This window comes from Parvimonas parva (assembly GCF_045866535.1).
Taxonomy (GTDB): Bacteria; Bacillota; Clostridia; order Tissierellales; family Peptoniphilaceae; genus Parvimonas; species Parvimonas parva.
Map to the genome: position 1 here is coordinate 120,715 of NZ_AP038371.1, position 22,281 is coordinate 142,995.

Sequence of the window (22,281 nt, forward strand, 5' to 3'; positions counted from 1 at the left end):
AATTTAAAAAAAGAGCTATGTTATGAAAATAGAACATAGCTCTTTTTGTTTAATTTTTAAATTACTTCAAATAATTTTCAAACCAATCGAAAATTTCTTTTAATCTTCTTATTCTGTGCATTGGTCTGCCACTTCTTGAAAGTTCGTGATTTTCACCTTTAAACATTACAAGTCTTGCCGGTACGTCATGATATTTTAATGCTGTGAACATTTGAATACCCTCAGGAATCCAGCATCTATAATCTTCATCTGAATGTATGAAAAGTGTAGGTGTTTGCGCTTTGTTTGCATATTTAAGTGGTGAATGGTACCATAACTTTTCGTAATTATTCCAAGGAGTCGCAGAAATTTGGTCGTCAATGAAATAATATCCAATGTCTGTAAGTAAAAATTCAGTAGTCATGTTGGCGATTGAACGTTGAGAACAAGCAGCTTTAAATCTGTTTGTATGTCCGATTGCCCAGTTAGTCATAAAACCACCGTAACTTCCACCCATGATTGCAAGTCTTTCTTCATCAAGTGCAGGATAATTTTTGATTACTGCATCTGTAAATTTCATCAAATCGTCAAAATCAATTTCTCCATATTTTCCACGAATATCTGCAAATTCTTTTCCACGACCGTCTGAGCCACGAGGATTTGTAAAGAATACAAAGTATCCGTTATTTGCTAAAAATTGCATTTCGTGGTGGAATACTTTTCCAAAAACTGTTTTTGGACCACCATGAACATGAAGTACGCCCGGATATTTTTTATTTGGGTCATAGTCTGTAGGTTTCATTACATATCCGATAAAGCCTATTCCATCATTTGTAAAGTTGATTTCTTCAACTTCTGAAATGGAATATTCAGTTGTATCGTTGTGGAATGAAATTCTATTTTCTTCTTCTTTAGAAATTTCGTAAATATCTTGTAAATTAGAATCTTTTAGAGCAATAGCATAAATTTTTCCGTCTTTTGAAATATCGATACAATCGATAGAGCCTGATTTTTCATTTAGTCTTTCAAGATTTCCTTCTTTGTCAATTCTGTAAATGTATGAACTGTTTACTTCAGTATTTATAAAATACATAAAGCTGTCTTTAACTAAAATGCTTTTTCCGCCTGTTAATCTCATATCAGTTCCAACAGAGTTGTTCATACACATATCAAAATTGTCATTTACAATTTTTTCAAAAGATTTTTCTTTAATATTTATAATATAGATATTTGAATTTTCATTTAAGCCGTATTCCTTCATATCTGTTGCTATAGTTATGATGTTTTCAGAATCGATAAAGTTTGCATAAGCGAAAGAATAATCTTTAGCTAAAACTTCAACAGCTTTAGATTTAATATCTAAAATTTTTACTTCATTTACAAGTGGCATTCTGCCCGTAAAACTTGTTGCTATAAAAACGGCCTTAGTTTTATCTTCATTTAGTTCTAAACCGTAAATATCAGTAATATCATCACTTAAAGGGATAAGTTCGGAAGTTTTTTTGTTGAAAAGATAAAGCCTACTTCTATCTTCGTTTGTAAAACCGATATTATTTCCCCAGAAAGGAATTTCCGTTGCAACAAGATAGTCCTTAGAATCGTCATATAAGTTTTCTTTATTTTTTTCTTCTTTTTTAGTTTCCTTTTCAATTTTTTCTAATTCTTTTGTTCTGTTGAAATTAGCTAAAACTAAAAATTCATCATCATTAATTTGTTTTATTTTATTTACTAAAGCAGGAACCGTAAAATCCAAAACTGCCTCACCACCACAAGGGCATATTCTATAAAATTTAGTTGTATCTGAATCGTCTTTTTTATTTTCTCTGTCCCCTGCAAAAAGGATAGAACCGTCTGAAAGCTCAACAAAAGAACTTTCCCTAGCGCCATTAGTAAAAACAAAAGATTTTTTAGTTTCTAAATCCATTTTGTAAATTCTATGCTCATAAGAATTTTTTTCTAAATTCATATTAGAAACAGTGTAAAATAGATTTTTTTCATTTTTACTTAAATGCAAATTTCCTAAAAATTTAAAGTTTTTAAATTCATCAATTTTTATACTTTTCATATTGCCTCCTTAAATAAAAAATTTACAATTTAATTATAATACAAAAATAAAAAAAATACAAAATATTATTTTTGATAAAAGGACGATATACATCAATTTTAAATTAATGGCTGAATACATTTATTTATAATTTAAAATGTGATATAATTAAGCTATTAATAAAAAACTGGATAGGAGTTTACTTTTGTAAGTAATCTTTTTGATATAGAGGTAAGAAATGAAAGATAGAAAAATATTTTTATACTATTTTTTAAGTATGGCAATGGTTTTGTTTCCAATGCTTAATATGTTGAGTTTTGTTCCAATGGTGATTTTGTATAAGAAATCAGATTTAAAAACATATTTTATTTCATCTGGTTTATTTGTCGCAGTCTCTCTTGTTATTTTAGGAAATTTCACTTCGCTTATTCCTATTTTGATTTCATTTGTAATCATAAAGGGAATGGACAATTCAAAAGATGGATATAAGGTTTTACTTGGTAGTGCATTTGTTATGACGGTGTTACTTGTTAGTGATTTCTTAATTATTAAACTTGACGCAAAGTCTTATGAAACTCTTTTGAATACGATGAATGAGGTTTTGAATGGTCTTGAGGGATATAAGGAAGTTTTAAATATAAAAGATGCAAAAGAGCTTGTTAGTCAAATGTTAAATGTTTATCCGGCTATTTCTTTTGGATTGAGTTATGCTTTTTGTACTTTAGGTTACACTTTCTTGACTAAAAGAATTTACGGATTCAACAGAAATTCTGATGATATAATTTTACCATTTGATTTTAAATTTTTTGTTTTTAGTGTTATTACTATTTTTTTGATGGTTATTTCAAGCGGAAACAAAGGGGAGAATTTTTATAAGATTTCTCTAATTTGTTACAATTTGATTTTAATTTTTATAGAGATTATGTTAGTTCAAGGTTTTGCCAAATTTAATGTATTTTTAAAGAAACATTTAGGCAAAATAGTTGCAAATATTATCAGTATAGTGTCGATATTTTTTATAATCATTTATCTGATTTATTTTGTTTTAGGAATTTATAGTTCTGTTATGAGAGGGTCGAAATGGAAAAGAAATTAATTAAATTATCAGATTTTTATATTTTGTTTTTGTTTATGATTGTAATTTCAGCATTTTTGCTTTATTTTCAATTCATATTTGGGATTTTGTCATTTATATTAACATTCATTTCTTTTATTCTAATTTTGTATTATATAAAGAGTAAAAATAGTGAATATGAAGAAGACGTAAAAAAATATAGAGATTCTTTAAATAATATTGCAAGTGAAGTTGTATATAAGATGCCATTTCCTATTGCCGTGCTTAATAATAAGGGTCGTGTTAAATGGTATAGTCCAAAGTTTTCAAAACTTTTTGCAGGGCAAGACATTGTTGGGATAGATATTAACGCCAGAATTTCAAGCTTTGATATTTCAAAAGTTTTAGAAAAAAGTTCGGGAAGTGTAGCTTGGAAAACTGAAAAGTTTGATTATATAGTTTATTATAATGTTGTAAAAGATGAAGATAACGGAGATGTTAATGTAGTTATATATCTTTTGGATAATTTGGAATTTTCAAACTTAAAAAAGAAATATGACGATGAAACTTTGAGCTCTGCTCTTATATATATTGACAATTATGAGGACGTTAGAAGTAATACCAGCGAGGACTTTAGAACATTGTTAGTTGCTGAAATGGACAAAATGATTATAAATTATTTTTCAAGTTTCGGTGCGATTGTTAGGAAATATGATTCAGGAAAATATATTGTAATACTAAATAATTTTATTTTGCAAAAAGTTAAAGATGATAAATTCAGTATAGTTGATAAATTAAAGGAAATAAAAATCTCCGGAAATATCAAGCCGACTTTAAGCGTTGGTGTTGGTATTGGAGGGAAAAATCCTTTTGAAAGATATAAAGAATCACAAACGGCGCTTGATATGGCTTTAGGTCGTGGCGGGGCTCAAGTGGTTTTCAAAAATGGAGAGGAATTAGAATTTTACGGTGGTAAAAATAGCAAGGGTGTTGAAAGAAATAAGGTTAAGGCAAGAGTTATTTCACAAGCACTTGAAAAGATGATTAAAGAATCTTCAGAAGTTTTTGTAATGGGACATAAGAATCCGGATATGGATTGTTTTGGTGCAGGTCTTGGAGTTATGGCGATTTGTAAGGAATTAAAAAAAGATTGCTATATGGTATTAGAAGATGTTCCCGTTACAATTAAAAATGTTTATGATAGAGTTAGAGTTGGAGAGCCGTCTTATATCAATATGATGATTTCTCCGGAAAAGGCTTATGATATTTGTAAAGATACAAGTTTGGTTATTCTTGTTGACAATTCAAGAAAATTATCGACAGAGGCACCATATCTTTTAGATGTAACTTCTAAAATAGTGGTTATCGACCACCATAGAATGGGAAAAGATTTTGTTGAAAACCCAATGCTTACTTATCTTGAACCTTATGCGTCATCTGCTTGCGAGCTTGTAACGGAAATAATTTATTATATGTTTGAAAAATTCGATGTAAATAAATTAATTGCAGAGGCTCTACTTGCAGGAATTGTTGTCGATACAAAAAATTTCTACTACCAAACAGGTGTAAGAACTTTTGAAATGGCATCTTACTTAAAGCGTTTTGGAGCAGATAGTATAGCAGTAAAACACCTTTTCAAAGATAATTTCAATACGATAAAATTAAAATCAAATGTATTGTCAAATGCAATTTCATACAGAAATTATATTTGTATTGGAGTTTTCCCTGAAGAACTTGAAGAGTCGATGTTAATCGCAGCACAATCTGCTGACGATTTACTTGGTGTTTTGGATATAGAATGTAGTTTTGTTTTAACTATCGTTTCAGGACAAATTCATATCAGTGGAAGAAGTCTTGGAAAAATTTCCGTTCAATTAATTTTAGAAAAACTTGGTGGTGGAGGTCATTATACTTCTGCCGGAGCAAGACTTAATTGTTCGATGGAAGAGGCAATAGAAAAATTAAAGAGCGCGATTGATGAATATTTAATGGAGGAAAATATAGATGAAAGTAATTTTAATTAAAGATGTAAAGAGTTTTGGAAAGGCAGGAGAACTTGTTAATGCAAAGACAGGTTATGCCAGAAATTTTTTAATTCCTAATGGATTGGCTAAAGAGGCAACTAAAGAAAATTTAGCAATTTGGGAAGAAGAACAAGCTGAATTAAAAAGAATTGAGGCTGAAAATATAAAAAATGCAAAAGAATTAAAGGAAGTTTTAGAAAAATTAGAAGTAGTTATAAAAACTAAAACAGGAAATGGAGATAAACTTTTCGGGTCAATAACTTCTCAAGACATTAGTGATGCTTTGAAAAAACAACATAAAATTGAAATAGATAAGAGAAAGATTGAATTAAAGGAAAATATAAAATCACTTTGTGCTATAACAGTTCCGGTTAGAGTTTATCCGGAAATAGTTGCAACTGTTAAGGTTTCTGTTGAAAAGGAGTAATTTATGCATAATATTTACGACTTAGATGCTGAAAAGTGCGTCTTGTCGATTATGATTACTGAGCCAACAAAGAGAGAATACGCTTTTGAAAAGTTAAAAAGAAAAGATTTCTTCTCTACTTGGCACAAGGATATTTTTAGTTCTATCTTAGAGTTATCAAGAGAAAATAAAAATATTGACCCGCTTACGATAACAAGTAAAATGGAGCAAATGGGTTTAGATACAGAAAGTAATAATGGTGTTCTAGGCGTTGTTGAAGTTATTAATACCGTAGCTTTTTCTTCAAATATGGAAAGTTATTGTAAAATCGTAAAGGATAAAGCCGATACTAGAAATTTGCTTTTTATTCTTGATAATGTAAAAGATAAAGCATATAAAAACGAAGATTATGATAAAGTTTTGGAGTCTATTGAAAGTCAAGTCTTTGAATTATCACAAAACGAAAATAGAACAGGGCTTACTCATATAAAGGATACATTAAAAGAGCTTATAGAGATTCTTTCTGAAAGAAGTGAAAGCAAAGGCTCAGTAACAGGAATACCGACCGGCTTTGTGGATTTGGATAGAATTTTACTTGGTATGCAAAGAAAAGATTTAATCTTACTTGCAGCAAGACCTTCTGTTGGGAAAACTGCATTAGCTGTTAATATTGCTTTAAATGCAGCTAAGAGCGATTATAAAGTTGCGATATTTTCTTTGGAAATGAGTAAATCGCAACTTGCACAAAGAATGTTAAGCGCTCTTTCTCTTGTGAATTTAAAACAATTAATAAGTGGAGATATAAATGAGTGGGACGATATTTTTGAGGCAAGTTCCATTATAGCAACTAAATCAATCTATATGGACGATACAGCAGGAATATCTATAACTGAGCTTAGAAGTAAATGTAGAAGACTTAAGGCAGATGGTGGTCTTGATTTTATTATGATAGACTATTTACAACTTATGACTTCCGAGGGAAGAAATGAAAATAGACAACAAGAAATTTCTACAATTTCAAGAAATTTAAAGGCATTAGCAAAGGAATTGAACGTTCCGATTTTAGCACTAAGTCAGTTATCTCGTGATAGCGAAAAGAGTGGAAGAAAACCGAAACTTAGCGACCTTAGAGAATCAGGGGCAATCGAACAAGATGCTGACGTTGTAATTTTACTTTATAGAGAAGATTATCAAAATGAAGAGGCTGAAATAAAAAATCAAATTGAATTGATTATTGCAAAGCACAGAAATGGTGAAACCGGAAGTGTTGAGCTTAACTTTATTAAGGAATGCACGAGGTTTGGAGATATTCAAACTGATAGGGATAAGGAGCTTTTTAATGGATAATTTTTTAATTGAAGATGAAGATATTAAGATTAAAAAATTTGAAAAGAGTGATTTGAAAAGTTTTAAAAACTTTTCCCCCTACGAAGATATTTTACTGACCGACTACAATCTTTGTTTTTTGACAGACTCGGAAATAAAAAATTGGGAAAAGAGGATAAAGTCGAAGAAAAATAATTATTTTGCAATTTTTTTGAAAGATATTTTAATTGGATATGTGTCGATTAGTAGGGTTAGTTTTTTTAACAGCAATTTTGAATTATCTCTTAGCTTAGATGCTAAGTATTCCTCAAAAGGATATGGCTTTAAAGCTTTAAGATTGTTTTTAGAATATTACTTTGAAAATTTTGACAAATATTCAATTTGGTTAAACGTAAATGCTTTTAATCAAAGAGCGATAAAACTCTATGAAAAAATTGGCTTTGAGAAGATAAGTGAATTTTTAGGAGATTTCGAAGTTCAAAAAATGCAAAAATTAAAGAGATATGAAGAAAGTAAAGAATATTTTGAAGAAAAAAATGGAATAATTTATTCAAAAATTTTTACGATGAAATTAGATAGATTAAAATTTTTAGAAAAGGTGGGATAGGAGTGGAAATAAGTTTTAAAAAGTCAATTATTCAACCGGGAGTAACTCCTATTGAAAATATGTTTTTGGATAATTATTTGCCAATCGTAGATGAGATTTCACTTAAGGTTTATTTGTTTTTATACAAAAGACTTTTTGGCTCATATAAAAGTGAATTGTCGATAGATTTTATTGCAAAAGAGTTGAGATTTTCAAATGTTCAAGTTATGAATGCTTTAAAATATTGGAAAAACAATCAACTTTTGGATTTCACTTTGGATAATAATGGCAATGTTGAAAGAATCGAATTTGTAAATAATTTTGCTCTCTATGCAGGGGGAGTTTATGATGACGGCGAAGAAATTCCAAAAGAAAAACCTATGATAGACAATAAGGAATATTTTAAAAAGATTGAAGATATTACCGGCTTAAGTTTAAAACCTCATGAGATAACTAAAATTATGGAGCATATCGAAGAAACAGGGCATAGTATGGACTTGGTTTATAAGGCTTATGAGTATGCTAAAAGCCTTGGGAAAAGTATGTCGGCAGATTATATTATCGGTATTTTAAGAGCTTGGAAGAGGGATAATAATATTTCTACTATTGAAGATTTAAAAAATCATCTTGAAAACAAAGATAAGAATAAAATTAAGAGATATAGTAGAAATACTAAAAAATATATTGAAAAAGAAGATATTTTAACAGAAGAAGAGAAGAGAGAAAAGATTAAAAATGACAAAAATTCTGCGATGTCTGAATTGTTTGATAGGTATTAATTATGAATTTAGAAGATTTAGTTTTAAAAAGTCTTAGTAAAAGACCTTTGATTAGAGAAAAGATTAAAGAAGATCGAAGAAAAAAAGTTTTTTCTTCGATTGATAATATTGAAAATTTAATATCTAAAAAAAATAGTTTGGCTACAAAAATTATGAAAGCTACACTTTCAAACATTGATTGTTCTTCTGATAGAAAAGAGTTTGAAAAAATTGAAAAGAGCATTTCAGACTTGCTTTTGAAAAACGGCTTTTCGAAAGACTATTTTAGCAAATTTTATTGTTGTGAAAAATGTAGAGATACAGGATATGTAAACGGAAAAGTTTGTGCTTGTATAATGAAGGACTTAGTTGAGGACAGAGTTTTAGAAAGTGGTTTTTCAAACAAAAAGAGAGAACAAAACTTTTCTAATTTTGATTTTTCACTTTTTGAAGGAAATTTTGAACTTGGAAATAGACTTGTTGATTCGAGAATTTATGTTGAAAAACTTGTAGCATTTGCTAAAGATTACTGCGATAATTTAAAATCAAAAGATTACGGACTTTTTTTCCATGGCAAAAGTGGTGCAGGAAAAACATATTTCGCATCAGCAATGGTAAACTATATGCTTGATAAAGGAAAGTGTGCCTGTTTTATAACTGCGACTGAATTTTTTGAACTTATGGCAAATTACAGTTACAGTTTTTATAGGGATAAAAAAGAATTACAAGATAGGATTGATTTTATAAGAAATGTTGATTTTTTAGTTTTAGATGACCTTGGAAATGAAATTTTAAGCAAAAATAATAATAGCTTTTTAAGTTCTCTTTTAGATTATAGGGTTGAAAAGGGATTGAATACTGTTATAACTTCAAATTTTGGAGAATATGATTTGGCTGAAAATTATGATTCAAGAGTTGCAAGTAGAATAAGAGGGAATTTTAAGTTTTTTGTCTTTCCGCCTTTTGATTTAAGAGATAAAATTGGAAAAAATATAAAATTGTAGGAGGTAGTTATGAGATTTGATTGGGAAAAGAAAAATACAGTTAATGTTATAACCGGGGTTTTAATATTTACTATTTCAATACTTTTTTATTTCATATTTTTAAATATGAAATCTATAATTTCATATACTACAAATATCAGATATGTTTTAACTCCTTTTATATTAGGGGGTTCAATCGCATATATTTTAAACTTTTTTGTAAAGTTTTTTGAAAATTGTTTTTTGAGTTTTGAATTTTTTAAAAAAGTAAAATATAAATATGTCAGAATGATGTCGATGCTTATAACTTATTTTATATTTTTTACTTTTGCAATTTTGCTTTTAAGATATATAATTCCACAATTTTATTCAAATATAAAGATGTTTGTAAATCAAACGCCATATTTTATTGAGGGCGGAGTAGAAAAGGCAAAAAATATTTTACAAAATATTGAAATAAGTCCGGAGGTTAGGGTTGTAATTAATGGAAAGTTAAATGAGTTTACAAATTTTTCAACAAAGTTTTTAGCTAATATGATTCCTTGGGTTGCCAATTTTGCAACTAGAGTCATCTCCTTGTTTTTAAATATAATTTTAGCTATAATAATATCGATGTATTTACTATATGATAAGGAAAATTTTTCAAGACTATTGAAAAAATTTATGATAGCAATTTTCCCTAAAAAGGCAAATAAAATAACTTTTAAGATTGTAAAAAGATTTGATTACACTTTGAAGTCTTATCTTTTAGCAAAGGGAATTGGAGCTATAATCGTTGGAATTATTTTCTACATAATTCTATTGTTTATGAAAGTTGATTACGCTCTTTTGTTTGCATTCATACTTGGTTTTACAAATTTGATACCATGGTTTGGTTGCTATCTTGGAGCAATACCGATTTTTATAGTTTTACTTTTCACAGCAACTTTTAAAATGGCTTTATGGTTCTTATTTATTGTCGTTATTGTTGCTATGATAGATGCAAATGTAATTTCGCCAAGAGTTTCAGGCAAAAGTTTGGGAATAAGCTCGTTTTGGGTTATTTTTGCACTCGTGCTTGGAGGAAGTTTATTTGGAGTTATAGGATTTTTACTTTCAGTACCTATTTTTGTTGTAATTTATACGACATTAAAAGAATATGTGGAAATTAGATTAGAAAAAAAGGGATATTCAATAAAAAATCCCGCAGAAGATTTTGAAAAGGAAGAGGTTTAGTAATGTTAGATATAAAGAGAATTAGAGCGAATAAAGAGGAAGTAATAGAAAGATTAAATTCAAGATTTGGAAATTATAATATAGATAGAGTTCTTGAATTAGATGAAAAGAGAAGAGAAATAATTTTTGAAGTTGAAAATAAAAAAGCAAGACAAAATGAAGTTTCAAAACAAGTTCCAAAGTTAAAAAAAGAAGGTGCAGATGTTTCAGGACTTTTTAAAGAAATGAAGGCTCTTTCTGATGAAATAAAAGAACTTGATGTTAAAGTAAAAGATTTAGATGAAGAAATTAGAAAAGAACTTTTAAGTATTCCAAACACTCCCAACAAAGAAATTCCTATCGGAAAGAGTGATGAAGACAATGTGGAAATCAGAAAATTTTTAGAGCCTAAAGAATTTGATTTCGAAGTTAAAGCACATTGGGATTTAGGGGTTGACTTAGATATTTTAGATTTTGAAAGAGCTGTTAAGATTGCCGGCTCAAGATTTTCAGTTTTTAAAGGATTGGGTGCAAGACTTGAAAGAGCACTTACAAACTTTATGTTAGATTTACATAGTGAACAAGGTTACGAAGAAGTTGGAGTTCCTGTTTTAATTAACAGAAATTCAATGTATGGAACAGGACAACTACCTAAGTTTGAAGAAGATATGTTCTATGTACCATCAAAAGATATGTTCTTGGCACCAACTGCTGAAGTTCCTGTTACAAATCTTTTATCAAATGAAATTTTAGAAGTTGAAAAAATTCCAACTTACTATACAGCTTACACTTATTGTTTTAGACAAGAGGCCGGCTCAGCAGGAAGAGATACGAGAGGCTTAATAAGAAATCATCAATTCGATAAAGTTGAAATGGTTAAATTTGTAAATCCTGAAAATAGTTATGATGAATTGGAAAAACTTACAAATGATGCAGAAGAAGTTTTAAGACTTTTAAAAATTCCTTATAGAGTTGTTTGCCTATGTACCGGAGATATCGGTTTTTCAAGTGCAAAGACTTACGATATAGAAGTTTGGATGCCAAGTTATGGAAGATATGTAGAAATTTCTTCTTGTTCAAACTTTGAAGATTTCCAAGCAAGACGTGCAAATATCAGATTTAGAGATAATGACGGAAAAGTTAAATTTGTTCACACTTTAAACGGTTCAGGACTTGCAGTTGGAAGAACTTTTGCAGCCGTTTTAGAAAATTATCAAAGAGCAGATGGTAGCATAGAAATTCCTGAAGTTTTAAGAAAGTATATGGGAGTAGATGAGATAAAAAAATAGGAGAGTGTTATGAAATTTAAAAAATCAATACTTAGTTTAGCGTTAATTTTTTCAATTCTTTTTGCAGGAGCAAGTAAATCTTATGCAATATTTGGAATTGAAAAGAAAACTACTGCGTCTTTAATCGGTGATGCCGATTCAGGAGCTTTATTCGTTGCTGAAAATATAGATGAACCTGTGTCAATAGCAAGTATTTCAAAACTTATGACTTTCTATATTGTAAAGGAAAAAATTGCTGAAGGAAAGCTTAAAATGGAAGATAAAGTTAAAGTTTCCTTAACAGCTGGTTCGGAACAAGGCTCAAGTTTAGATTTAGCTCCCGGAGAAGAAATTAGCATTAAGGACTTACTTGACGGACTTATGATTGTTTCAGGAAATGACTCAGCTGTTGCTCTTGCAGAGACAGTTGCAGGAAGTGAAAGTAAATTTGTTACTATTATGAATGAAAAGGCAAAAGAACTTGGGCTTCAAAATGCAACTTTTTCAAATGCATCAGGTCTTATGAAAAATGGACAAGATAATAAAATGTCATCAAGAGATATTTTTATAATGGCAAAAGCAATTATAGAAAAATATCCTGAAGTTTTAGAATATGCAAAGACTACTGTGTTGGAACAACCTGCAAGAAAATTCAAAAAAGAAAGTACAATTCCACTAGTTGGAGTGGTTGAAGGAGTTGACGGACTAAAAACTGGACATACAGATGAGGCAGGATATTGTTTAGTTTCTACGATGAAGATAAAAAAAGGACAAAGTGAATTTAGAATAATTTCTGTTTTAATGGGAGCAAAAACACAGGCAGATAGAGCCCAATATATGAAAGATATGCTTAACTATGCAAAGGAAAATATAGAAACTAGAAAACTTATAGACGCTCAAAAATTTGTAAAAAAAGTAGAAGTTAAATCAGCAAGCAATGGTTTTGTTGAATTAGTTCCGGCACAAGATGTTGAAAGAGTTTCAATGAAGGGAATTAACTACGATACGGAAGTAAATGTTGGAGAAGTTAAATTACCTTTAAAACAAGGCGATAAGGTTGGCGAGATAAAAGTTAAAAACTCACAAGAAGTTATCGCAACGATTGACTTAGTAGCAAAAGAAAATTATTCAAAAGCAGGTTTTGTAAAAAGAATAGGAAGATTCTTCAAAAAAATATTTGAAGTAGTAGATACAATATTACCATAGATAAAAATTCGACTTAAAGGTCGAATTTTTTTGTATTTTTAGCAAGTTGTTTATTATCTCAGTAAAGTTGTGTATTGTGTATTCAATGCTTTAAATGATATAATTATAATAATGTATTAATTTTTTAATATATCGGAGGATTTATGAATACTGTTTTACAAAATATGTGTATGATTTATGATAAAGAGAATGATAAAATTTTGGTTTTAGATAAGGTTAAAAAACATGGCTGGGAAGGTCTTACTTTTGTTGGGGGTCATGTTGAAGATGGAGAAGTTTTGTATGATTCTTGTGTTAGAGAGGTTTTTGAAGAAACGGGTTTAACTGTAAAAAATTTAAAGCTAAAGGGAACTGTTAGTTGGATTGATGAAATTAAAGATAAAAGAGAATTAGGTTTTCTATACTATACTGAAGATTTTTCTGGAGAATTAATCGAAAACAATGTCGAGGGAACTTTGTCTTGGTTTGGGATTGATGAGTTTAGAAATGCCAACGGGAAGAGTTACAGCATAGATAAGATTTTAGATTTGTTTTTAAATGATGATTATAGCGAATTAATCGTAAAGTGGAATAAAAATGATGAAGTTGAAACAGAAGAATTTTTTTAGGAGGTAGCGATGAATTTTATTAAGGGAATTATTTTTACAATTATTTCTGCATTTGTTTTTGGTTTTACGCCAATACTTGCAAAGTTTACTTACGATGGAGGGAATAATGCAATTACTCTTACTTTTTTAAGGGCATTGTTTGGCATTCCGTTTTTGTATGCAGGTATGAGGAAAAATCAAACTCCTATGAAGATTACTAAAAGAGAATTTTTACATTTTATTGGTCTTTCTTTTTTAGGTATAGGAATTACAACAACAGCACTTTATGGTTCATATAATTACATTTCAGTCGGAATGGCTACAACAATACATTTTATCTATCCATGTGTTGTTTATTTTATTTGTATTTTGTTCTTTAAAGAAAAAATTACTTTAAAGAAGATGTCAGCTCTTGTTTTTTCAATGATAGGTATTGTGATGTTGGTTGATGAGGTTACCGGAGGAAGTGCTTTTGGGATATTTCTTGCTGCCTTATCAGGTATAACATATAGTTTGTTTTTGGTTTATCTTGATAAGAGTGGTTTTAAACATATGGACCCATTCAAATGTACTTTGTATATCAGTTTATTCAATATTGCAGGACTTTTTGTGCTTGGAAAAGTTACAGGACAATTAACTTTTTCACTTACTCCAATAGCTTGGGGACTTACAATATTGATTTCATTTTTAACTTCAATTTTCGGTAATGCATTTTTGCAACTTGGAGTTAAATATTGTGGTGCAACAACAGCATCAATACTTTGTACTTTTGAGCCGATTACAAGTGTAATTTTGGGTATAATATTTCTTAATGAATCTTTAACAATTTTTAAACTTATTGGTTGTGGATTGATTGTATTGGCAGTTTTACTGTTATCTTTAAATAATGATGTTAGAAGGAGAAAAAAATAATGAGCGCATTTTTAGCACCTATACATTTTTGGATGTATGATAAAATTTTGATTGCACAAAGATTGACTTTTGCAGTTGAAGAAAAATTTTTGAATGAAGAAGAAAAAAACGAGGTAGAAAGTTTATTTCCTGCTTTAGTTTCAGAAGATTTGGAAGAAGTAATCGACCAAAGTAATATTCATGGCTGGTTACATACAGCCGTTTCAAATGTTGAGATTAGATTTGCTTATACTGTGAAAAAACTTTTGGATAAGGGAGTTTCACTTGAAGAGATAAAGAAAGCCTGTTTTGAATATGGAACAAGTTTTCCTTGTTATGAAATTTCAAGCTTGAAAGATGCTTACGAATTACTAATGGATACATTGCTTGACGGACTTCCTTGCGACGTTTCAATTTCAGTTGTTAGAGAAGAAGAAAATGAATTGGAATTTGTACTTTATAACGATATACACAAACAATATTTCAACGAATTTGATATGGAAATTGCTATATATCATGAAATCAGAGAGGCTTTTGTAAATGGACTTTTCGAAAAATATTCATTAAAATACAAAAACTTAACAGATAGCAACAAGTTAATAACAAAGTAATGAAGATTAGAATTGATAGATTTCTTTGTCACATGGGGATTGGCTCAAGAAGTGAAATTAAAAAGTTTTTGAAAACTTGTAGAGTTAAAGTAAATGGAAAGCCCCCAAAAAGTTCAAATACACAAGTTGATACTGAAAAAGATGAAATTTTGTTTGACGATGAAATAGTGATTTATAAAGAATTTACCTATCTAATGTTAAATAAGCCAAAGGACTATATCAGTGCAACCTTTGATCCGAAACTTTCAACGGTTTTAGATTTACTTAAGTTTCCATATTCAAATATGGATCTATTTCCGGTTGGACGACTTGATATAGATACGACAGGATTTCTGATTTTAACAAATGACGGCAAGTTTTCCTACAATGTAACAAATCCAAAGAAAAAAGTAAATAAAAAATATTTTGTTAAGTTAAGAGATGAACTTACAAAAGAGCAAAAAGAAAAAATAGAAAATGGAATTTACTTTGAAAAAGAGGACTTTACAACTGAAAATGCAAAAGTGAAAGAGCTTTCAAAAAAAGAAATTTACCTTACAATTTCTGAAGGGAAATTTCACCAAGTAAAAAGAATGTTGGAATATGTAGGAAACGAAGTTTTAGAACTTAAAAGAGTCAGCATCGGAAACTTGAATTTAGATGAAGAGCTTGAACTTGGAGATTATAGAGAAATTACAAATAACGAAATAGAAAAAATATTTAGATAAAGTTTTGATTAATGTCAAAACTTTTTTAAATTCCAAAAAACGGAATATATTGACTTTAAATATATTTATAGTATAATATAAATAGGGGTGAAGATATATGATAGTTTTAAATGTTAAAATTGACAATTTATATATGTTTAAAGATTTTGAAGTGAATTTTACTTTTCCAAGAAAAGTTAGTAATTCAATATTAAAAGATGAAACTTTAAAATATGCACCAAAAATAAGGTATAAAAAAGTAAATATAATTATGGGGTCAAATGCTTCCGGAAAAACTACTTTTGGCAAGTTGTTGTGTAATTTTGAAAATTTTTTATGTGGAGGAAATGGAAATAAATTAATAAATAGATTTTATTCTGATAAAAAAAGTAATTTTGAAATAATTTTTACAGTTGAAGATAGATTATTTGAATTTATTTTATCAACGGAACCAAAAGATGCTAAAAATTATCTTATCAGTGAGAAAATAAGATTTATAAAATTAAATAGTTCCTTTAATTATAAAGAAAATATAAATTTATTAAATAGTAAAAATTTTTTAGAAAAAGAAAGAATACTTAATTTAGATACAAAGGAAGTTTTTGTTTCTGATGTTATAAATGAAGAGTTTGAGCCGAATTATAATACTGAAGAATATTATTCAAAGTTTATATATACTTTGAAAAATTATTTTTGGGATAACGCATCTTTTTACTATAGTTTTGACAAGGATTTAGAAGAAAAGGAAAAAGTTAGAAATATATTAGATGTTGATTCAATAAAGACTGTAGAAAAATATTTAAAAGTTATAGATGATTCTATAGTTGAAATTAGAAATGCAAAATCTACCGGAATTGATAAGATTGATGAAGAAGTTGAGGAAGGATTTTATATAAAATTTAAAAATGGAGAAAAAATATTAATAAATAGAAATACTTCATCATCAGTAAGAGAAAGATTATCCAGAGGGACTGTTGAGGCGATTTTTTTAGCTAATTTTATTTCAAAAATAGAAAACTATAATGGACTAATATATCTTGATGAACAGATGGCTTATATGCATACAAAATTATCAAATTCATTGATTTTACAGATAATTTATAATCTTGAAGAAAACAGTCAACTTTTTATTACAACTCATAATGAAAATTCATTGGATTTGAATATTCCAAATCATTCATATACATTTTTAGCTAGAAATAACGAAGGTGTTTTTGTGGTAAATCCTGAAAAATATATTATAAAAAATGATAGAAAATTAAAAAATTATGTTCAAAATGATTATTTTGATATATATCCTAATTTGGATGGTATTTGGGAGGATTAAATTTTGAGTAATTTAATAATTGTTGAAGGTGAAACTGAAGAAAAATTTTTTAGAATTTACAAAGATTTATTGAAAAAACAATCTTTAATTAAATGTTGTAATTTGTTCCAAAATAGTAAGAAAAATAATAGAATTTTTGGAGAAAGGTACGATAATGTATATATAATACTTGATTCTGATATTTTCAGTTCAGCCAATTGGGGTATTTTTAAAGAAAATTATAAAAAGATAAATGCAACTAAAAAATTTGTTTTTATTCAAAATCAAAATTTTGAAGATGAATTAGTCTATGCATTAGGAATTAATAATAAAAATAATTTATATAAATTATTTTCCGTAACAGGGGATAAAAAATTTAAAAGTATGTTTTTAAAAATTCAGGGTGATGACTGTAAGAATAGGTTAAAAAACTTAGATTTTAACAAGTTATATATAAGGTTTGATGAATGTAAAGAGCAGATTCCAAAAGATATTAAATTATCTATTTTAGATAATAAGAAAATTTTTAAAATTAAATAAATTAGATAAAGTTTTGATAGTTTTGATGATTGTCAAAACTTTTTTTATTGCTCTTTTTGTGATAAAATAATTATATAATTATTTAATTTATAGAGAATAGGAGTTTTTATGAAAAATTTAGAAAATCTTAGTGATAATCAGAGAATTGAAGATGTGAAATTACTTTTTTATGGGATTTTAGTAGGAATTGTTGCAGGGGGACTTTCAAGTTTTTATCGTTATATAATTCATGGAATAGAACATATTTTAGAAATTATAATAAATTTTACTAGAACTAATTTTTATGCTTATCCTATTATTATTGCTTTACTTGTTTTAATTTCTTTTTTAGTAACGAAATTTAAAAAATTCTCAAAACTTTGTGGTGGCTCAGGGATACCACAGGTTGAGGCTGAAATAAAGGGTTATATCAATCCGAATCCTACTAAAGTTTTGTTTGCAAAAATTTTTGGTGGCGCTTTAACTGCATTAGCCGGTTTTTCTGTTGGTCGTGAAGGTCCGTCAATCCAAATTGGAGCTATGAGTGGTAAATTAGTTTCAAGGAAACTGAAGAAAAATAAAACTGTTGAAAAGTTTTTAATAACTTGTGGAGCAAGTGCAGGACTTTCTGCCGCTTTTAATGCACCGGTTGCCGGAATTTTGTTTGCCGTTGAAGAGATACATAGACATATTAGCAAAAAACTTCTTGTTGTTTGTATGGGAGCTACGATTACTGCAGATTTAGTTTCAAAAATTCTATATGGAACAGAAACTGTATTTAGTTTTAGCTTAACGGAAAAATTGCCTTTGATTAACTATTGGACATTGATTTTGTTTGCTATTGTTCTATCTCTTTTGGGAGTGCTTTACATTTTTTTAATGGATGTTTTTATGAAAGTTCAAGATAAATTAAAACTAAAGCAAGAATATAAAATGATACCATACTTTTTATTACCTATTTTAATTTTAGCATTTATGCCAAATTTATTAGGTGGTGGCGGATTCTTGATGAAAGAATTACAAAGCGCTAATTTTCCGATTTATACTTTAGTTTTAATTTTTATAGTAAAATTATTATTTTCAATAATTTGTTTTAGTTCAGGAGTTCCGGGAGGAATATTTTTCCCTATATTAGTTTTAGGGGCAACAATCGGAACAATTTTTGGAAAAATAATCGACCCGATATATATAAACAGTTTTATTATTCTTGGAATGGCAGGGTACTTGACAGCAATCGTTAGGGCGCCACTTACTTCGATAATTTTGATTTTTGAAATGACAGGTAATCTTTCATATTTATTGCCACTTTCAATAGTTTGTCTTATAACTTACGCATTACCGAACTATTTAAAATCACTACCAATTTATGAATATCTTTTAGAAAGATTGATGGAAAGAGAAAATATTGCATCTTCAAAAGATGGCGAAAAAATGACTATGAGTATAGTTGTTGAAATCGGAAGTGAAATAGAAAACAAGAAAATAAAAGAAGTGAAATTTCCAAAAGGTATGTTAATTATAAATATTGACAGAGGTGTTGAAGAGATAATTCCAAATGGAGAAACAACAATAATAAACGGCGACGTTATAAATATACTTGTTGGAGAAAATAAATTGTTTGATACATTCAATGAGCTACAAAAAATTTGTCAAAATAATTAGGAGAAAAAATTATGATTAAACTTTTAACTTTGGAAGAAATTAAAAATAAAAAATATGAAATTGCAAAAATATATAAAGAAGTTTTTAAAACAGATGATTCTACTGCAGATTTTTTGGTTACTCGAATTGATGAAAGTTTAGGATTAAATATTATTATATGCGGAGCTTTTGAAGAGGAAAAACTTATTGGATTTGTGTATGGACTTGATTTTTTAAAAGAAAATTGGTGGGCTATGCAGATAGATGAAAAATTACCAAAAGGAACTGATTGGTATAAAAATACTTTTGAATTAAATGAACTTGCTGTTCTTGAAAAATATCAATCAAAGGGTTATGGAAAAGAATTAATGAAATGTTTAATTGAAAATTTTAAAGGAGATAAAATTTTGTTATCTACAAAAAAATTTGAAAATGAAAAAGTAATTAATTTTTATCATAAATTAGGATTTAAAGATTTGATAAACCCATTTGAGTATCCGAATGGAGAATATGAAACTTCGATTGTATTATATTTAAATAAGTAGTTAAAAAATGATTAGCCTATTAGACTAATCATTTTTTTATAAAGTTAGATATTTATTATCAAAAATATTGACAATAATTTCATACAGTGCTAAAATATAATAAATAAGAAAATGTTTTTCTTACTTAAAAATTTATTTTAGGAGGTTTTTTATGATTAAAGATGGATTTCAGTTTATAGCTTTATTGTTTTTCGTTTCAGGTATAGTGATTTACTTGGAAAAGAAATTCAAAAACGGAAAATTTTTTAAATATATTCCGGCATTAGTTATAATCTATTTTGGTTCAATGATTTTATCAACATTGGGCGTATGGGATATGAGTGTTAAAAGCGTTTCCGCAGCGAGAGGAGTTTTGAAAGATGCAATTTTGCCTTCAATGATATTTTTAATGTTATTAAGAGCAGACCTTAGAGATATTGCAAAGTTGGGTCCAAGAATGATAATTTCATTTTTCACTGCGACTTTAACTATTATGGTTGGCTTTATTGTTGCATTTTTGATTTTCAAAGGAAAATTAGCTCCTAATGCACCTTTAACTTTTGGAGCATTAGCAGGAAGTTGGGTTGGCGGAACTCAAAATATGGTTGCAGTTCAACAAGCAGTGGGTCTTGAAGGCTCCGGAATGGGTTATACTTTGTTGATTGACTCAATAGATTATTCAATTTGGATAATGTTCTTGTTGTTCTTGGTTCCATTTGCAAATAAATTTAATAAATGGACAAAGGCCGACACTTCAAAAATTGACAATATCAACGAACATTTAACTGCAAAATTCTCAAAAATAAGTAAAGAAATAACTTTCCAAGATATATTTTTCTTATTAAGTATTTCACTTGCTGTTACTGCAGTTACAGGAATAATCGGAAATGAAATGGTTAAAATTCCTGCACTTGCATTTATGGGAGCAACAGGTTGGACAATCATTATAACTACAATTCTTGGTGTTATATGTGCGATGACTCCACTTGCAAGAATACCTGGTTCACCTGAAGTTTCAAATGTTTTATTATATATGCTAATCGGTTTAATTGCATCAAATGCAAACTTCTTAGAACTTACAGAGGCTCCTTATTATATTTTAGCAGGTTTTGTAATTCTTGGAATTCATGGAATTTTAATGGCAATAATTGGAAAACTATTCAAACTTGATTTATTCACTTGTGGTATAGCATCACTTTCAAATATCGGTGGAGTTGCATCATCACCGGTACTTGCAGCTGCTTATTCACAATCATTAGTTCCAATTGCTGTATTAATGGCTTTAATCGGAGTTATTACAGGAACATTCTTCGGAATTGGGGTTGCCAAATTCCTGGAAATGCTGGCTTAGATAAAATTTTTTAAGAATGGTTAATTTTTTAACCATTCTTTTTTTTATAAAAATTAAAACTTGTAAAAAATTTTTGTTTGGTATATACTATCTTATGAATGTTTTAAAAGGAGTTTTGTATATGAAAAAAGCATTACAAATGTCTGAGTCCATTGAAGTTGCAATTTTTTTAGCCTTAAGTGGTGGGCTGATGGACGCATATTCATATCTTTTAAGAGGCGAAGTTTTTGCAAATGCTCAAACCGGAAATATGTTACTCTTTGGAGTTTATGCCTCTAAAGGAAATTTAGAAATGTGTTTGAAATATGCTTTTCCAATAGCATTTTTTGCTTTTGGAATTTTTTTAGCAGATTTATTTAGAAAAAAGGATAGTTTTAAATTGCATTGGCGACAAAATGCTGTTATCTTTGAAATTATTTTGCTTTTTATAGTTGGATTTATTCCTCAAAATATGAATGCACTTGCAAATGCCTTAACGTCTTTTGCTTGTGGAATTCAAGTTCAAAGTTTTAAAAAACTTTGTGGAATAGATTTTTCAACTACAATGTGTATTGGCAATTTAAGAGGGGCAACTCATAATTTGTCGGAGTATTTTTATACAAAAAATAAAAAATTTTTAGAGCATAGTTTAATGTATTTTATTGTTATATTTTGTTTTGTTGTGGGTGCGATAATTGGTAGTAAATTTAGTGAAATCTTAGGGCTAAAGACTATTTTATTAAGTACAATTTCACTTACAATCTGCACGATTATTATGTTTATAGATAGAGAAAAAGAAAAGAGGTAGTAAATTTTGTTTAATATAGTTTTATTGGAGCCGGAAATTCCGTTTAATACCGGAGCGATTGGAAGAACTTGTGTTGCGACAGACACTAAATTACATTTGATAAAACCGTTAGGTTTTTCACTTGATGATAAAATGGTAAAAAGATCAGGACTTGATTATTGGGATAAGTTAAAACTTTTTGTTTATGAAAATATTGAAGATTTTTACGAAAAAAATCCAAATGCAAATGTGTATTTTGCAACTACAAAGGCAAGGAAAACTTATGATGAAGTTAAATATTCTCCAAATGATTATATAATGTTTGGAAAAGAGAGCAAGGGAATCCCTGAAGAAATTTTGGTTAAAAATGAAGAACATTGTGTAAGAATACCGATGTGGGGAGAGATTCGTTCACTTAACCTTTCAAACTCTGCATCAATAATTTTGTACGAGGCTTTAAGACAACAAGATTTTTCAGAACTTGAAAAATTTGGAAATTTACATAGATTAAAATGGAGTGAATAATTGACAAAGAATTATATGATTTTTTCTTTAAAGCATGAGTCCAGTT

22 protein-coding genes are annotated in these 22,281 nt (G+C 28.5%); 21 read left to right on the forward strand and 1 reads right to left on the reverse strand.

What is annotated here, in order from left to right; genetic code table 11:
* Positions 1-61: 61 nt before the first annotated feature.
* Complete coding sequence (locus ACKTSI_RS00655) at positions 62-2,044, reverse strand: alpha/beta hydrolase family protein (RefSeq protein WP_407862874.1); 1,983 nt, start codon at positions 2,042-2,044, stop codon at positions 62-64.
* 217 nt (positions 2,045-2,261) lie between these two features.
* On the opposite strand from ACKTSI_RS00655, the gene ACKTSI_RS00660 reads away from it, so the two are divergent.
* The 21 genes from ACKTSI_RS00660 to ACKTSI_RS00760 all read left to right on the forward strand — a co-directional run bounded on the left by ACKTSI_RS00660 (position 2,262) and on the right by ACKTSI_RS00760 (position 22,235).
* The gene (locus ACKTSI_RS00660; RefSeq protein ID WP_407862875.1) at positions 2,262-3,119 is read left to right on the forward strand and encodes a DUF2232 domain-containing protein; all 858 of its coding nucleotides are present in this window, start codon (positions 2,262-2,264) and stop codon (positions 3,117-3,119) included.
* The gene (locus ACKTSI_RS00665) at positions 3,104-5,101 is read left to right on the forward strand and encodes a DHH family phosphoesterase (RefSeq protein ID WP_407862876.1); all 1,998 of its coding nucleotides are present in this window, start codon (positions 3,104-3,106) and stop codon (positions 5,099-5,101) included. Before ACKTSI_RS00660 ends, ACKTSI_RS00665 begins: the two co-directional genes overlap by 16 nt.
* Positions 5,082-5,528, forward strand: coding sequence for a 50S ribosomal protein L9 (gene rplI / locus ACKTSI_RS00670; RefSeq protein WP_407862877.1), 447 nt, complete (start codon positions 5,082-5,084; stop codon positions 5,526-5,528). Before ACKTSI_RS00665 ends, rplI begins: the two co-directional genes overlap by 20 nt.
* A gap of 3 nt (positions 5,529-5,531) precedes the next feature.
* Positions 5,532-6,854: a replicative DNA helicase gene (gene dnaB, locus ACKTSI_RS00675; RefSeq protein ID WP_407862878.1), complete on the forward strand. Its 1,323-nt coding sequence runs from the start codon at positions 5,532-5,534 to the stop codon at positions 6,852-6,854.
* Entirely contained in the window at positions 6,847-7,440 is a 594-nt protein-coding gene (locus ACKTSI_RS00680) for a GNAT family N-acetyltransferase (protein WP_407862879.1), read from the forward strand. The genes dnaB and ACKTSI_RS00680 overlap by 8 nt, the downstream gene beginning before the upstream one ends.
* Positions 7,441-7,442: 2 nt before the next feature.
* Positions 7,443-8,198 (forward strand): DnaD domain protein, encoded by a 756-nt coding sequence (locus ACKTSI_RS00685; protein ID WP_308577151.1) that lies wholly within the window; start codon positions 7,443-7,445, stop codon positions 8,196-8,198.
* Positions 8,199-8,200: 2 nt separating this feature from the next.
* Positions 8,201-9,181 carry an ATP-binding protein gene (locus ACKTSI_RS00690; RefSeq protein ID WP_407862880.1) on the forward strand — a complete coding sequence of 327 codons (981 nt, stop codon included), beginning with the start codon at positions 8,201-8,203 and terminating at the stop codon, positions 9,179-9,181.
* Positions 9,182-9,190: 9 nt separating this feature from the next.
* Positions 9,191-10,375, forward strand: coding sequence for an AI-2E family transporter (locus ACKTSI_RS00695; RefSeq protein ID WP_407862881.1), 1,185 nt, complete (start codon positions 9,191-9,193; stop codon positions 10,373-10,375).
* Between the two features lie 2 nt (positions 10,376-10,377).
* Positions 10,378-11,643, forward strand: a complete 1,266-nt coding sequence (gene serS, locus ACKTSI_RS00700) for a serine--tRNA ligase (RefSeq protein WP_407862882.1) — start codon at positions 10,378-10,380, stop codon at positions 11,641-11,643.
* Positions 11,644-11,652: 9 nt separating this feature from the next.
* A complete protein-coding gene (locus ACKTSI_RS00705; RefSeq protein WP_407862883.1) occupies positions 11,653-12,828 on the forward strand; it encodes a D-alanyl-D-alanine carboxypeptidase family protein in 1,176 nt (391 codons plus the stop codon).
* 143 nt (positions 12,829-12,971) lie between these two features.
* A complete protein-coding gene (locus ACKTSI_RS00710; protein WP_407862884.1) occupies positions 12,972-13,436 on the forward strand; it encodes an 8-oxo-dGTP diphosphatase in 465 nt (154 codons plus the stop codon).
* A gap of 9 nt (positions 13,437-13,445) precedes the next feature.
* Entirely contained in the window at positions 13,446-14,327 is an 882-nt protein-coding gene (locus ACKTSI_RS00715) for a DMT family transporter (RefSeq protein ID WP_288867756.1), read from the forward strand.
* On the forward strand, positions 14,327-14,917 hold the full coding sequence (locus ACKTSI_RS00720; protein WP_407862885.1) for a hypothetical protein: 591 nt from the start codon (positions 14,327-14,329) through the stop codon (positions 14,915-14,917). Before ACKTSI_RS00715 ends, ACKTSI_RS00720 begins: the two co-directional genes overlap by 1 nt.
* Positions 14,917-15,624, forward strand: a complete 708-nt coding sequence (locus tag ACKTSI_RS00725) for a pseudouridine synthase (protein ID WP_068474825.1) — start codon at positions 14,917-14,919, stop codon at positions 15,622-15,624. The genes ACKTSI_RS00720 and ACKTSI_RS00725 overlap by 1 nt, the downstream gene beginning before the upstream one ends.
* Positions 15,625-15,721: 97 nt before the next feature.
* Positions 15,722-16,930 (forward strand): ATP/GTP-binding protein, encoded by a 1,209-nt coding sequence (locus ACKTSI_RS00730; RefSeq protein ID WP_068474828.1) that lies wholly within the window; start codon positions 15,722-15,724, stop codon positions 16,928-16,930.
* Between the two features lie 3 nt (positions 16,931-16,933).
* Positions 16,934-17,449, forward strand: coding sequence for a hypothetical protein (locus tag ACKTSI_RS00735; protein ID WP_068474832.1), 516 nt, complete (start codon positions 16,934-16,936; stop codon positions 17,447-17,449).
* A 108-nt stretch (positions 17,450-17,557) separates the two neighbouring features.
* Positions 17,558-19,090 (forward strand): ClC family H(+)/Cl(-) exchange transporter, encoded by a 1,533-nt coding sequence (locus ACKTSI_RS00740; protein ID WP_407862886.1) that lies wholly within the window; start codon positions 17,558-17,560, stop codon positions 19,088-19,090.
* 11 nt (positions 19,091-19,101) lie between these two features.
* Positions 19,102-19,614 (forward strand): GNAT family N-acetyltransferase, encoded by a 513-nt coding sequence (locus tag ACKTSI_RS00745; RefSeq protein ID WP_288867751.1) that lies wholly within the window; start codon positions 19,102-19,104, stop codon positions 19,612-19,614.
* Positions 19,615-19,765: 151 nt separating this feature from the next.
* Positions 19,766-20,944 carry a DUF819 domain-containing protein gene (locus ACKTSI_RS00750; protein ID WP_407862887.1) on the forward strand — a complete coding sequence of 393 codons (1,179 nt, stop codon included), beginning with the start codon at positions 19,766-19,768 and terminating at the stop codon, positions 20,942-20,944.
* A gap of 121 nt (positions 20,945-21,065) precedes the next feature.
* Positions 21,066-21,731 carry a YoaK family protein gene (locus ACKTSI_RS00755; RefSeq protein WP_201275649.1) on the forward strand — a complete coding sequence of 222 codons (666 nt, stop codon included), beginning with the start codon at positions 21,066-21,068 and terminating at the stop codon, positions 21,729-21,731.
* Between the two features lie 6 nt (positions 21,732-21,737).
* On the forward strand, positions 21,738-22,235 hold the full coding sequence (locus ACKTSI_RS00760; RefSeq protein ID WP_201275650.1) for a tRNA (cytidine(34)-2'-O)-methyltransferase: 498 nt from the start codon (positions 21,738-21,740) through the stop codon (positions 22,233-22,235).
* Positions 22,236-22,281 lie beyond the last annotated feature (46 nt).

Excerpts from the sequence above, each read along its gene's own strand:
- ACKTSI_RS00655 (WP_407862874.1), bottom strand. The coding sequence starts at position 2,044 with ATGAAAAGTATAAAAATTGATGAATTTAAAAACTTTAAATTTTTAGGA.
- ACKTSI_RS00660 (WP_407862875.1), top strand. The coding sequence starts at position 2,262 with ATGAAAGATAGAAAAATATTTTTATACTATTTTTTAAGTATGGCAATG.
- ACKTSI_RS00665 (WP_407862876.1), top strand. The coding sequence starts at position 3,104 with ATGGAAAAGAAATTAATTAAATTATCAGATTTTTATATTTTGTTTTTG.
- rplI (WP_407862877.1), top strand. The coding sequence starts at position 5,082 with ATGAAAGTAATTTTAATTAAAGATGTAAAGAGTTTTGGAAAGGCAGGA.
- dnaB (WP_407862878.1), top strand. The coding sequence starts at position 5,532 with ATGCATAATATTTACGACTTAGATGCTGAAAAGTGCGTCTTGTCGATT.
- ACKTSI_RS00680 (WP_407862879.1), top strand. The coding sequence starts at position 6,847 with ATGGATAATTTTTTAATTGAAGATGAAGATATTAAGATTAAAAAATTT.
- ACKTSI_RS00690 (WP_407862880.1), top strand. The coding sequence starts at position 8,201 with ATGAATTTAGAAGATTTAGTTTTAAAAAGTCTTAGTAAAAGACCTTTG.
- ACKTSI_RS00695 (WP_407862881.1), top strand. The coding sequence starts at position 9,191 with ATGAGATTTGATTGGGAAAAGAAAAATACAGTTAATGTTATAACCGGG.
- serS (WP_407862882.1), top strand. The coding sequence starts at position 10,378 with ATGTTAGATATAAAGAGAATTAGAGCGAATAAAGAGGAAGTAATAGAA.
- ACKTSI_RS00705 (WP_407862883.1), top strand. The coding sequence starts at position 11,653 with ATGAAATTTAAAAAATCAATACTTAGTTTAGCGTTAATTTTTTCAATT.
- ACKTSI_RS00710 (WP_407862884.1), top strand. The coding sequence starts at position 12,972 with ATGAATACTGTTTTACAAAATATGTGTATGATTTATGATAAAGAGAAT.
- ACKTSI_RS00715 (WP_288867756.1), top strand. The coding sequence starts at position 13,446 with ATGAATTTTATTAAGGGAATTATTTTTACAATTATTTCTGCATTTGTT.
- ACKTSI_RS00720 (WP_407862885.1), top strand. The coding sequence starts at position 14,327 with ATGAGCGCATTTTTAGCACCTATACATTTTTGGATGTATGATAAAATT.
- ACKTSI_RS00725 (WP_068474825.1), top strand. The coding sequence starts at position 14,917 with ATGAAGATTAGAATTGATAGATTTCTTTGTCACATGGGGATTGGCTCA.
- ACKTSI_RS00730 (WP_068474828.1), top strand. The coding sequence starts at position 15,722 with ATGATAGTTTTAAATGTTAAAATTGACAATTTATATATGTTTAAAGAT.
- ACKTSI_RS00740 (WP_407862886.1), top strand. The coding sequence starts at position 17,558 with ATGAAAAATTTAGAAAATCTTAGTGATAATCAGAGAATTGAAGATGTG.
- ACKTSI_RS00745 (WP_288867751.1), top strand. The coding sequence starts at position 19,102 with ATGATTAAACTTTTAACTTTGGAAGAAATTAAAAATAAAAAATATGAA.
- ACKTSI_RS00750 (WP_407862887.1), top strand. The coding sequence starts at position 19,766 with ATGATTAAAGATGGATTTCAGTTTATAGCTTTATTGTTTTTCGTTTCA.
- ACKTSI_RS00755 (WP_201275649.1), top strand. The coding sequence starts at position 21,066 with ATGAAAAAAGCATTACAAATGTCTGAGTCCATTGAAGTTGCAATTTTT.